Annotated in this window: 9 protein-coding genes; 5 read left to right on the forward strand and 4 right to left on the reverse strand. The window is 69.6% G+C overall.

Annotation, left to right across the window (positions count from 1 at the left end; genetic code table 11):
* Positions 1–29: 29 nt before the first annotated feature.
* A complete protein-coding gene (locus ACSVC7_RS19360) occupies positions 30–779 on the reverse strand; it encodes a TSUP family transporter (RefSeq protein WP_448205972.1) in 750 nt (249 codons plus the stop codon).
* Positions 780–897: 118 nt separating this feature from the next.
* Between ACSVC7_RS19360 and gcvA the strand changes: the two genes are divergently transcribed.
* On the forward strand, positions 898–1,776 hold the full coding sequence (gcvA, locus tag ACSVC7_RS19365; RefSeq protein WP_448205971.1) for a transcriptional regulator GcvA: 879 nt from the start codon (positions 898–900) through the stop codon (positions 1,774–1,776).
* A gap of 7 nt (positions 1,777–1,783) precedes the next feature.
* Here gcvA and ACSVC7_RS19370 read toward each other — a convergent pair whose 3' ends face one another.
* Positions 1,784–4,642, reverse strand: coding sequence for an ATP-binding protein (locus ACSVC7_RS19370; RefSeq protein ID WP_448205970.1), 2,859 nt, complete (start codon positions 4,640–4,642; stop codon positions 1,784–1,786).
* Between the two features lie 448 nt (positions 4,643–5,090).
* Between ACSVC7_RS19370 and ACSVC7_RS19375 the strand changes: the two genes are divergently transcribed.
* Positions 5,091–6,905, forward strand: coding sequence for an MHYT domain-containing protein (locus ACSVC7_RS19375; protein ID WP_448205969.1), 1,815 nt, complete (start codon positions 5,091–5,093; stop codon positions 6,903–6,905).
* Between the two features lie 26 nt (positions 6,906–6,931).
* On the opposite strand, the gene hpnA is transcribed toward ACSVC7_RS19375, so the two are convergent.
* On the reverse strand, positions 6,932–7,912 hold the full coding sequence (gene hpnA, locus ACSVC7_RS19380; RefSeq protein WP_448205968.1) for a hopanoid-associated sugar epimerase: 981 nt from the start codon (positions 7,910–7,912) through the stop codon (positions 6,932–6,934).
* Between the two features lie 37 nt (positions 7,913–7,949).
* Entirely contained in the window at positions 7,950–8,609 is a 660-nt protein-coding gene (locus ACSVC7_RS19385) for an ABC transporter substrate-binding protein (protein ID WP_448205967.1), read from the reverse strand.
* A 417-nt stretch (positions 8,610–9,026) separates the two neighbouring features.
* On the opposite strand from ACSVC7_RS19385, the gene hpnI reads away from it, so the two are divergent.
* The 3 genes from hpnI to hpnK are packed head-to-tail and all read left to right on the forward strand — an operon-like array spanning position 9,027 to position 12,518.
* Entirely contained in the window at positions 9,027–10,196 is a 1,170-nt protein-coding gene (hpnI, locus tag ACSVC7_RS19390; RefSeq protein ID WP_448205966.1) for a bacteriohopanetetrol glucosamine biosynthesis glycosyltransferase HpnI, read from the forward strand.
* Positions 10,193–11,626, forward strand: coding sequence for a hopanoid biosynthesis associated radical SAM protein HpnJ (hpnJ, locus tag ACSVC7_RS19395; RefSeq protein ID WP_448205965.1), 1,434 nt, complete (start codon positions 10,193–10,195; stop codon positions 11,624–11,626). The genes hpnI and hpnJ overlap by 4 nt, the downstream gene beginning before the upstream one ends.
* 13 nt (positions 11,627–11,639) lie before the next feature.
* Positions 11,640–12,518, forward strand: coding sequence for a hopanoid biosynthesis-associated protein HpnK (hpnK, locus tag ACSVC7_RS19400; protein ID WP_448205964.1), 879 nt, complete (start codon positions 11,640–11,642; stop codon positions 12,516–12,518).
* Positions 12,519–12,605: the final 87 nt, after the last annotated feature.

Genomic DNA, 12,605 nt, shown 5'->3' on the forward strand with positions numbered 1-12,605 from the left:
CCCTCTCCCGCCCCGGGAGAGGGAACCTCCTACCGCACCAGCAGGAACATCCCCTGCCCCAGATACACGCTCCCGGTCAGCATGACGATGCGCTGGCTCCAGGAGCGGAACTGGCTGTCGGTCATGCCGTCCAGGACGCGGCGCGACAGGTTGGTCCCCAGGATGGCCATGCCGACGCTGAGCAGCGTGGCCGCCACCTCCACCGGTTCCGACGCCGAGCCGGCGATCATGGAGCCGAAATAGATCGCCTTGAACAGGTGGCCGAACACCTGCAGCGTCGCCTTGGTCGCGACGATGCTCTGCCGGGTCAGGCCGGACTTCACGAAGAACACGTCGAGCAGCGGCCCCGACAGGCCGGCGATCAGCTGGATGCCCATGCAGAACAGGCCCGCCACCTCCGCGTGCCAGCGCCGCGTGGCGTTGGGCGACCAGCGCTCCGGCACCGACAGCGCGATGTAGGGCGACACGCCCAGCACGATCAGCGACACCGCCTTGTCGGGAACGTAGCCGACCAGCGCGAAGGCGGTCACCGCCACGGCCCCACCCGCGAAGAAGCGGGCGACGATGCCCCACACCACATGCTGGCGCCACAGCCACGCCCGCCAGCCGTTGGAGGTCATCTGCGTGATGCCGTGCAGCAGCATCGCGGAGCTGACCGGCAGCAACAGGAGCAGCACGCCCATCAGCACCATGCCGCCGGCCATGCCGAACAGGCCCGACAGGAAGGAGGTGACCAGGGCCGCAAGGCCGATCCCGGCCACCAGGGGAAACGTCAGCATCCCGTCACACCACAGATTTTTAAGGCTATGCCCGATCCTGGCACGCGCGATCTTGCGCCGCAAACGGCATTGTCTGATGCTGAGCCACAGGAAATATTGGGGTGGAGCGGAGAGATCCATGCGGCGCCTGCCGTCCCTGAACGCCCTGCGTGCCTTCGAGGCGGCGGCCCGCACCGGCAGCTTCACGGCGGCGGCGCGGGAGTTGAACGTGTCCCAGGCCGCCATCAGCCGCATGGTCAAGCTGCTGGAGGAGCGGCTGGGCTTCCCCCTGTTCGAACGCCACGCCAACGCGCTGACACTGACGGAGCGCGGACGGGCGCTGCTGCCCGCCCTGACCGGCGCCTTCGACGCCATCGCGCGCAGCGTGGAGCAGGTGTCCGCCATGCGCACGGGTCCGGTGCTGACGCTGGGCGTCGGCGCCACCTTCGCGGTGCGCTGGCTGATCCCGCGCCTGTCCGGCTTCCACACCCGCCACCCGGACGTCGAGGTGCGCATCACCACCGGCGGGGCCGGCAACCCGATCCGCGAGGACTGGACCTGCGCGCTGCTGCTGGGCGACGGCCACTGGCCGGGGCACGAGGCGGAGCCGCTGTTCACCGCCGGCATGCTGCCGGTCTGCGCCCCGACTCTCGCCCGCACGCTGCGGGAGCCGGCGGACCTGCTGGGCGCCACGCGCCTGTCCGTCGCGCACTGGCCGGACGACTGGCCGCAGTGGTTCGCGGCCATGGGGCTGACGCCGCCGGCCGGCGCGGGGCTGTCCTTCGGCAGCTACGCCATGGCCTTGCAGGCGGCGCTGGACGGGGTCGGCGTGGCGCTGGGCGCGCAGCCCTACATCGCCGACGATGTAGCCGCCGGCCGGCTGGTCACGCCCTTCCCGCAGCCGGTGCCCATGGGGCGGGCCTGGTACTTGGTGTCGCGCCCGGCTCGGCAGACCGATCCAGGCTTCGCCGAGTTCCGAACCTGGCTGCTCGACACCGCCGCCGCAGAGTCGCCGTGAGAAGCCGTCACAGCGAGCTTTGCAGATCCTCGGCCATGCCGCCCTCCAGCGCGCGGTCGAGCGCGCGGCGCAGTTGCCGGGGGGTGACTGGCTTGCGGACGACCTTCAGCCCATGCTGGCGCGCGTCCTGTTCGCATTCCGGGCCGGATTCGCCGGTCAGGATCAGGGCGGGGATGTCGGCGCCGGCCATTTCCCGGACGCGCAGCACCGCCTCCGTCCCGACGCTGCCCTCGCGCAGGCGGTAGTCCACCAGCATGACGTCGGGGAAGCGTCCCGCCGCCTCCACCCGCTCCACCGCCTGATCGGCGGAGCCGGCGATCATCACCTCGTAGCCCCATTCCCGGAACATGTCGCGCAGCCCCAGCAGGACGATGGCATCGTCGTCCACCAGCAACGCCAACCGCTTGCCGCCGCTTTCCACCCGATCGTCGGCCACGGACCGGACCGGCTCCGCGTCCGCCTCCGCCCCGTCGACCGGGACCTCGATGCTGAAGACCGAACCCCGGCCGGGCTGGGAGCGCACCTCCACCGGGTGGTCGAGGATGGAGGACAGGCGCTGCACGATGGCCAACCCCAGTCCCAGGCCCCGCGCGCGGTCCCGTTCGGGATTGTCGACCTGATGGAACTCCGCGAAGATCTGGGTCAGCTGGTCCGGCGGAATGCCGATGCCGGTGTCGCTGACCTCGATCCGCACCGTGCCGTCCAGCAGGCGGTAGCCGATCTGCACCGCGCCGCGTTCCGTGTACTTGACGGCATTCTCCACGAGGTTGCGCAGCATGCGGCCGAGCAGCACGCGGTCGCTGCGCACCGACACCGCGCGGTCCTGGACGATGCGGAAGGCCAGCTTCTTGCTTTCCAGGATCGGCGCGTAGGAGGCGACGATCTCGTCGATCAGACCGGTCAGCGGGAAGCTCTCGATGCGCGGCTCGATGGCCCCGGCGTCGAGGCGGGACACGTCCAGCAGGCTGTCCAGCAGGCCCTTCAGCGTGTCCAGCCCGCGTTCCAGCATCTCCAGGCTGCGCTGCCCCTGCTCGTCCTGGATGTGGCGGTGCAGGATGCCGGTGAACAGGAACATGGACTGCATCGGCTGGCGCAGGTCGTGGCTGGCGGCGGCCAGGAACTTCGACTTGGCGCGGTTGGCATGGTCGGCCTCCTCCTTCGCCTGATGCAGGGCCAGTTCCATGGCGCGGCGCTCGCCCACGTCGCGCAGCGTGACAATGGTCAGCGTGACCCGCCCGTCGGCGTCGCGCACGGGGGCGGTGCTGGCGGACAGCATCGCCATGCTGCCGTCGGCCCGACGGTAGGCCATGTCCTCCTGCTCGATCATCTCGCCCCGCCGCAGGGCGCGCGCGAAGGGGCATTCGTCCGGGCCGTAGGGCGTGCCGTCCGGCCGGAACGCCCCGAAGACGGCGGACGCGCATTCGGCGGCATCGCTCACAAGATGTGTGGGGATGGGCGCGCCGAGCAGGAGTTCCGCCGTGGCGTTGGTCTTTACGATCCGTCCGGAGGGCGCCTCGGCGACCAGCAGCCCCGACGGCATGTGGTCGAGCACGGCTTGCAGCAGGCTCCGCTCCGATTCCAGCTGCCGCGTCAGGTGCGCGCGCTCCTCCTCGTGCCGCTTGCGCTGGCCGACGTCCTGGAAATAGATGGCCAGGCCCTTGCGCGACGGGAAGGCGCGCACGGAAAACCAGATGCCCGTGGTCGGCCCCAGGATTTCGAACTCCACGGGGACCCGCTCCTCCATGGCCTTGTGCAGGCAGCGCCACATCTCGCTGCCGACGAGGTAGGGAAGCGCCGCCCACCCGTTCTTGCCGTGGATGGTCGCGGCGGCCGGCAGCAGCGCCTTGGCGCGCTCGTTGACGAAGACCACGCGCCAGTCCCGGTCCACCTCGGCCACGGCGTCGTTGGTGCTCTCCAGCACGGCGGCCATCTCCAGCGCGGTCTCGTGCATCCGCTCGCGCACGCGCAGGAACTGGCGCATCCCCCAGGCCGCCCCCAGGCAGCACAGCAGCAGCACGCCCCCGAAGACCGCGAGCGACCGGACCATCGCCGCCTGCACCGGTCGCATGGCCGAGGTCGGGTCGATGCCGACGGCCAGCATCGTGCCGCGTGTCCCGGTTTCCAGGGGCAGCATGGCGATGACGCGGTTCACGCCGTCCACCCCGACCGCCTCGAAGGTTTCCACACCCTGGGCATTGCGCATGCGCTCCAGAATCTGGTCTGGCAGCGGCCGTCCGATCACCTCCGGCCGCTCGGGCGCCCGCGCCATGATTGTGCCGTTGCGGTCGGCAATCAGGATGGAGGCGCCGGGGGGCATCGGGCGGCGTGAGAGTTCCTGCTCGATCCAGCCGACGTCGAGCAGCACGGTGGCGATCCCGGCCGGCTGCCCGTCGGCCCCCTTGTAGGCCAGCCGGAACGGCAGGACGGGGCGGCCGGTCACGAAATCCCGCCCATATTCGCCAAGCACGAAACCGCCGGTGTCCAGCGCCTGCCGAAAGGTGGCGACTCCGGCGATGGACAGGCCCATGGATTGCGGCTGCGTCGTGCACCAGACGGTGCCCTGGCGGTCCGCCAGTTCGACGGTCAGGTAGCCGGGAAAATGCGATTTCAGCCGGTCGAGCGCCGCCTGGCAGCCGGAGGGTGCCGCCTGGGCGACCCCCGTCTCGACCACGGCGGCCAGCACATGCTGCGCATCCGCGACGACGCCCTTCTGCTCCGCGTCGATCAGCGCGAGCAGCCGAACGGCCTCGTTCTGGACTTCAACCTCGCGGTCGCGACGCAGATTGTACTGCGTCGTGAACTGCAAGGCCGCGAGCGGTATCACCGCCACCACGAGCAAAAGAAACAAGCGAAAGTAGTGCGGCATCGCGAATGCTTATGAGTGGGAACCGCAACCGATGCACCCGGGCGGCCAAAACCGTCTCAAGAGCAACCATCACAGCACCGCAGTCCGTTGGTGTCCATTCTTTTTGCAGTGCGCTTCACGCCACAAGGAAAATCGGATGCAATGGGATATTCTATTCGTAATACCTATTCGCGGCTAAAAACTCATCCGACCCAAGATCTTCCGTCGATTTTCCTAAAATCCATATACCCGAAGCACGGTTTGCTCTAACCCGTTCGCGTTCGTCAGATTGATTCGAAAATTCACCAGTCCTTAACGATAAAACTCTAACCTCACCAACGCTCCGGCCGCATCGTCATGGGCCGGATGCCTGACGCGCGCTGACGCGACACAACTACAAATAATCACCTTGGCAGCCCTTCGTCCCGACCGGACCGAAGGGAAACCGCCGGGTTGGAGACGGCGTTCGATGGATTTGAGCAGCCACCACCAGCCGGCGCTGGTGGCCCTTTCGGTCGCGGTGGCGATTTTCACGGCCTATGTCGCGCTGGACCTGTCCGGCCGGCAGCGGACCACCACGGGTGCCGCGCGCTGGGCTTGGCTGTCGGCTTCGGCCGTCGCGATGGGCGGCGGCATCTGGTCGATGCACTTCATCGGCATGCTCGCCATGACGATGGCGGTCCCCGTCGCCTACGACGTCACGATCACCCTGGTCTCGCTGGTCCTGCCGATCGCCGTGACCGGCGGCGGCCTCGCCATCGCCCGTTGCGACGAGCCGTCCTGGCGGCGGCTGGCGGCCGGCGGGCTGCTGATGGGCGGCGGCATCGGGCTGATGCATTACCTCGGCATGGCGGCGATGACCATGGACGCGGCGGTGACCTACAATCCGCGCATGGTCGCCCTGTCGATGCTGATCGCCGTCGCGGCGTCCACGGCGGCCCTGCGGCTCGCCTGCGCCGTCCAGTCTTCGGTTCAGAGGGCCGCCAGCGCGGTCGTGATGGGCGGCGCGGTGGTCGGCATGCATTACGTCGGCATGGCCGCCGCGACCTTCACGGTCCGGCAGGGGGCCTCCGCCCCGTGGTTCCAGGCCCCGCCCATCGAGCCGCGCCTCCTGGCGCTCCAGGTGGCGGCGGTGACGGGGATCGTGCTGGCGCTCGCCCTCACCTCCTCCACGCTGGCCCGGCGCGGCGCGGAAGCCCGGATCCGGGAGACGGAGGACCGGTTCGCCCGCGAACGCGCGCGGACCGAGGAGCGGCTGCGGCTGGCCGTGCAGGCGACCGGGCTCGGCACCTGGGACTGGGACCTGACCGCCGACGCGCTGCTGTGGTCGGACCGGACCTACGTCCTTTTGGGCCTGCCCGCCGGGGCCGAGGCCAGCTACGCCGCCTTCCTGAACGCCCTGCATCCGGAGGACCGCGCCGCGACCGACGCCGCCGTCAAGGCGGCGCTCGACCCCACGGGCGACGGCCGCTTCACCGCGGAATTCCGCGCCCTGCGGCCGGGCGGGGAGCCCTGCTGGGTGAGCAGCCAGGGCCAAACGCATTTCGAGGAGAGCGGCGACGGCCGGCGCCGCGCCGTCCGCTTCCTCGGCACCCTGCTGGACGTCACCGCCCGCCGTCAGGCGGAGGAGCGGCTGCGCGCCTCGCTGATGGAGAAGGAGATGCTGCTCCGCGAGATCCATCACCGGGTGAAGAACAACATGCAGGCGATCACCGCCATCCTCCAGCTGGAGGCCGCGCAGGTGTCCGACCCCGCCGCCCGCGAGGGCTTCGCCGCGGTGGGCCGGCGCCTTCAGGCCATGGCACGCCTGCACGAGCAACTCTACAGCGCGCAGGATCTGCGCCGGATCGACCTGCGCTCCTATTTTGGGGAGCTGGGCCAGGGCCTCGCCGCCCTGCACACCGGCGTTCCGGTCGGCATCGAGCTGGAGGTGGAGCCGCTGGCCTGCGATCTGGACGTGGCGATGCCGCTGGGCCTGATCGCCAACGAGCTGGTGACCAACAGCCTGAAGCACGCCTTCCCCGACGGCCGTTCCGGCACCATTCGCATCCGTCTGGCCCGCAACGGCGCCTCCGTCCTGTTCGAGGTGAGCGACGACGGCGTGGGCTCCGACGGCGGTGGGCGGGCCAAGGGCCTGGGCAAGCGCCTGATCGCGGCCCTCGCGCAGCAGCTTCACGCGGAGATGGACATCGAGCGCGTCGGCGGTTACCGCACACGCTTCCTCCTGCCCGCCGACCGCTTCGAGATGTGGGAGGAGGCGGGCGTGCAGGAGCCGGTGGCCTAATCAGGTGGGCTGATGGTGGGCTCTGATCAGGCTGACCGGAACCACGCCACCGCGTCGGCCAGCGCCTCCGCCGCCGGGCGGGGCCGGTAGCCCAGCCTCGCCCACGCCTTCGCCGAGCTGAAGAACATCCGCTTGCGCGCCAGCCGCACCCCGTCCACCGTCACCAGCGGCTCCGCGGAGGCGCCGGACAGCCGCGCGAAGGCCTCCATGGCGTAGGCGACCGGCAGCAGCGCGCGCTGCGGCAGGCGGACGACCGGCGGCGTCCGCCCGGTCAGCGTCGCGATGATCGCCAGGATATCGCGCAGCATCAGGTTCTCGCCGCCGAGGATGTAGCGCTCCCCCACCTCCCCCTTGCGCCAGGCGAGCCAATGCCCCTCCGCCACATCGTCGACATGGACGATGTTCAGGCCGGTGTCCACATAGGCCGGCATGCGTCCGGCCGCCGCGTCCCGGATCATGCGGCCGGTGGGCGTCGGGCGGATGTCGCGCGGGCCGACGGGGGTGGATGGATTGACGATCACCGCCGGCAGCCCCCGCTCAGCGACCAGCCGCCGGACCTCCGCCTCCGCCAGGAACTTGGTGCGCTTGTAAGGGCCGATCATGTCGGCGAGCGTCGAGGGCGTGTCCTCGTCCGCCTCCCCCTCCGGGACGAGGCCGAGCGTGGCAACGCTGCTGGTGTAGACGACGCGCGGCACACCCGCCTCCAGCGCCGCCAGCATCAGCGCCCGCGTCCCCTCGACGTTGACGCGCCGCATGCGTTCCGGATCCGGCACCCACAGGCGGTAGTCGGCGGCGACGTGGAACAGCCCCTCGCAGCCCGTCACGGCTCGGCGCAGCGAAGCTTCGTCCAGCAGGTCGCCCTCCGCCATTTCCACGTCGAGGCCGTCCAGGTTGCGGCGGTCGGATCCAGCGCGCCGCAGCACGCGGACGGACAGCCCCTCCGCCAGCAGCCGCCGCGCCACCGCCGAGCCGACGAACCCCGTGGCGCCGGTCACCAGGACGGTCATGCGTTCCCTCTCCTGGCCTATTGCCGCCTCTCCTGGCCTATTGCCGCGCCGTGGCCGCGATCTCGCGCGTTTTGGCGTCGAGCCGCGCGACGAGGCCCGGAATGCCCTCGTCCTGAATGGTCCGCGCGAAGTCGGAACGGCGGGTCGCCAGCTCGCTGATGGTCCGGTCCAGATAGACGTCCGCGATCTTCCAGCCGCTTCCCTGGGTGCTATCGACCGGGCGCAACAGGAAGTTGATGCCGGTGGGCTTGTCGTCCTTCGGAACGATCTGCGTTTCCACCACCATCCCGGCCTGGACTTTTTTTTCCCCCTGCACCTCCAGCCGTTCGCCGTCGTAGCTGCTGAAGTTGGCGGCGTAGTTGGCGACGCTGTAGCGGGTGAAGGCCTCCACGGCCTTCTGCTGCTGGTCCGGCGTCGCGTCGTTCCATCGCGGCCCGACGACGACGCGGGTCATGAGGGGCGCGTTGAAGGCCGCTTCGAAGGCCGGCCGGATGCGGTCGAACCGCCCCTGGAAGCCCAGCGCCTTTCCATTCTTCATGGCGTCCAGCAGTGCGTCGTAGAAGGCCTGCACCACCGAACGCGGCGTCCCCTGCGCCCGCGCCATGCCGCCGGAATAGACCACGGAAAAGGCCAGGACGGCGGCGAACAGGGCAAGACGGGCAAGGGATCGGCGGTCGGAGAGCGAGCGTAAGGACATGCGTTTCCCGGAATCCATCGACGTGCCCTCAACCCCCCTCGCCCGGCCCCGCCGGGAGAGGGAGGGGCCCGCGCCGAAGGCGTGGGAGGGTGAGGGCAAGGTCATCCCGAGAATCCCGTGTTCACATCATCAGGACTCTCGGCGAAACCTTGCCCTCACCCTCCCGCTTCGCGGGCCCCTCCCTCTCCCGCCGGAGGCGGGCGAGGGGATTTGGGCGCGACTACTATGAAGGCCGTATCACCCGCGAACAAGAAACCCCTATGATTCGCCACTACCCCCAAATCTGTGTAATTCCGCGAACCAACAATCCAAAAGCATAGAACAAAAACGCAAAAGCTACATTGTCTGGACGGACGTTCTGTTGTTGTCTGTTCCGGCGCGCTGAGCTTACTCCCTCAATCGACAATCGCGGGGGCGATGACCATCCTGACGGTTCTGGCGGCGGTCTTCGCCCTGATGACGGTGGTTGCGTCGGCGTACCTGATCGCCGCCGCCTGGGCGGTCCGCCGCTTCCGCGCCCTGCCCCCGCCCCGCCCCTCCGCCCGTCCGCCAATCACCGTCCTGAAGCCCCTCTGCGGCGCGGAGGCGGAGCTGCTGGAGAACCTGCACTCCTTCTGCGCCCAGGACTACCCGGCCTTCCAGATCGTCTTCGGCGTCCAGAGCGCCGACGACCCGGCCATCGGCGTTGTCCGCCGGCTGATGGCGGAGCACCCGCAGGCCGACATCGCGCTGGTCGTGGAGGCCCGCCGCCACGGCACGAACCGCAAGGTCGGCAACCTGCTCAACATGCTGCCCAGCGCCAAACACCCGTTTCTGATCGTCGCCGACAGCGACATCCGCGTGCCGCCCGGCTATCTGGACGCCATCGCCGCCGACCTCGCCAAACCGGACGCCGGGCCAGACGCTGGATTGATCACCTGCCTCTACACCGGGCGTGGCGCGGAGGGGCTGTGGGCGCGGCTGGGGGTGGCCTTCATCGACCACGGCTTCCTGCCTTCGGTCCTCGTGGGGCGGCTGATGGGCCGGCGGGACGGCTGCTTCGGCGCGACCATGGCGCTGTCGCGCGCCACCCTCGACCGGCTGGGCGGGCTGGAGCGGTTCCGGGACCATCTGGCCGACGACTACGCGCTGGGTGCCGCGGTGCGCGCGCTTGGACAGCCCGTCACCCTGTCGCCATGCCTCGTCGCCACCACCGTGACCGAGCGCACCGCCGCCGACCTGATCGCGCACGAGCTGCGCTGGATGCGCACCGTGCGCGCCATTGAGCCGGCGGGACACGCGGGCTCCATCGTCACCTTTCCGGTGTTCATGAGCGTGCCGGCCCTGGCCTTCGGGCTTGCCGCCGGATTGCCGTGGCTGGGGCTGGGCGCAGTAGCGCTGGCCCTGACCACCCGTTTCCTTGCCGGGCGGGCCATCGACCGGGCGCTGGAGCAGCCGGCCACCCCGCTTTGGCTGTTGGCGGCCCGTGACCTGTTGTCGGCGGGCCTGTTGGTGGCGAGCTTCTGCGGCACGACGGTGACGTGGCGCGACGCGCGCTACCGCGTGGATTCCGATGGGCGCCTGCATTTCTGCGGAGAAGAGCCATGATGCGGACCCTGTTCCTCCAACCCCCCTCCTTCGACGGCTTCGACGGTGGTGCGGGGTCGCGCTATCAGGCCAAGCGCGAAATCCGCTCCTTCTGGTTCCCGACATGGCTGGCCCAGCCGGCGGCGCTGGTGCCCGGCAGCCGCCTGATCGACGCGCCCCCGGCGGGGTTGACGCTGGACGACGTGCTGCCGCTGGCGCGCGACTACGATCTGGTGGTGATGCACACCTCCACCCCTTCCTTCGCGTCGGACGCGCAAGTGGCGGCGGCGCTGAAGGAGGTGAACCCCACCCTGATCGTCGGCCTCGTCGGGGCCAAGGTGGCGGTGCAGCCGGAGGAAAGCCTGAAGGACGCGCCAGCGGTCGATTTCGTCGCCCGCAACGAGTTCGACTTCACCATCCGGGAGGTCGCGGAAGGCCGCCCCCTGTCCTCCATCGACGGACTCAGTTACCGCACCCCCGACGGCGCGATCGTCCACAACCCAGAGCGCGCGGCGCTGGAAGACATGGACGCGCTGCCCTTCGTGACGGAGGTCTACAAACGTGACCTGCGGGTGGAGGACTACTTCATCGGCTATCTGAAGCACCCCTACGTGTCGCTCTACACCGGCCGGGGCTGCAAGTCGCGCTGCACCTTCTGCCTGTGGCCGCAGACGGTCGGCGGCCACCGTTACCGCACCCGCAGCGTCGAGCATGTCGTGCGGGAGATCGCCTACGCCCGCGAGGCCTTCCCGCAGGTGAAGGAGTTCTTCTTCGACGACGACACCTTCACCGACAACCTGCCCCGCGCCGAGGCCATCGCGCGGGAACTGGGCCGCATGGGCGTCACATGGTCGTGCAACGCCAAGGCCAACGTCCCGCGCGAGACGCTGAAGGTGCTGAAGGACAACGGGCTGCGGCTGCTGCTGGTCGGCTACGAATCCGGCAACCAGCAGATCCTGCACAACATCAGGAAGGGCATGCGGATCGAGGTCGCCAAGCGCTTCACGAAAGATTGCCACGATCTGGGCATCACCATCCACGGCACCTTCGTGCTCGGCCTGCCCGGCGAGACGCCCGCGACCATTGAGGAAACCATCCGCTTCGCCATCGAGGTCAACCCGCACACCATCCAGGTCTCCCTGGCAGCCCCCTATCCGGGGACGGAGCTGTACCGGCAGGCGGTGGAGAACGGCTGGTTCGACACCGATCATGCGGAGCTGATCGACGCGCGCGGCGTGCAGATCGCACCGCTGCATTACCCGCACCTGACCCACACGGAGATTTTCGATTCCGTGGAGACCTTCTACCGCCGCTTCTATTTCCGCCCGCGCAAGATCGGCTCCATCGTCAACGAGATGGTCCGCAGCCCGGAGATGATGAAGCGCCGTTTGCGCGAAGGCGTGGAGTTCTTTCAGTTCCTGCACGCCCGCAAGGCCGCGAAGGCCGGCTGATGAAGGCCGGCTGATGGGCGCGGGGGACCTGCGGACCCTTATCGTCACCGCCGACGACTTCGGCCTGGACCCGGCGGTGAACGAGGCCGTGGAGCAGGCCCACCGAACGGGCATCCTGACCGCCGCCAGCCTGATGGTCGCCGGGCCGGCCGCGTCACAGGCGGTCGCCCTGGCCCGCCGGATGCCGACCCTGGGCGTCGGTCTCCATCTGGCGCTGGTCGATGCCGTGGCGGCGCTTCCGCCCGGCGAGATCCCGAACCTCGTCGATGCCGAGGGGCGCTTTTCGGATCGCCAAGCCCTGGCCGGCGTGTCCTACTTCTTCCGCCCGTCCGTGCGCCGGCAGCTCGCCAGCGAAATCCGCGCGCAGTTCCGCGCCTTCGCCGCGACGGGCCTGCCGCTGGACCATGTGGACGCGCACAAGCACATGCACCTGCACCCCACTGTCGGCCGCCTGCTGGTCGAGATCGGCCGGGAATTCGGGCTGAAGGCCGTCCGCATCCCCGACGAGCCCGGCCACCCCGCCTTCCTCTCCCCCTGGATCGCGCTGCTGCGCCGGCAGGCGCGCCGCGCGGGCTTGAGCACCCCCGACCGCGTGTACGGTATCCAATGGACCGGCGCCATGACCGAGGACCGCGTGAGCGCGCTGCTGCGGTCCCTGCCGCCGGGCGTCACGGAACTCTACGCCCACCCCGCAACGGCCAGCACCCCCGCCCTCGCCGCCGCCATGCCCGGCTACCGCCACTCCGCCGAATTCGCCGCGCTGGCGTCCACGGAGGTGGCGCGGCAGGCGAGGGATGCGGGAATACGCCTGGCGACCTACGGCGCGCTTTCCCGCTCCCCACGGAGGACATTAGAAAGCCCTTCTCCCCTTGGGGGAGAAGGGTTGGGATGAGGGGTCGTTACGCCCAGTAGGGCGGAAAAAGCATAGATTTCCTTCCGGCATCCGCCGACGCCACCCTCACCCCAACCCCTCTCCCCT

Source organism: Azospirillum mesophilum, assembly GCF_053470405.2.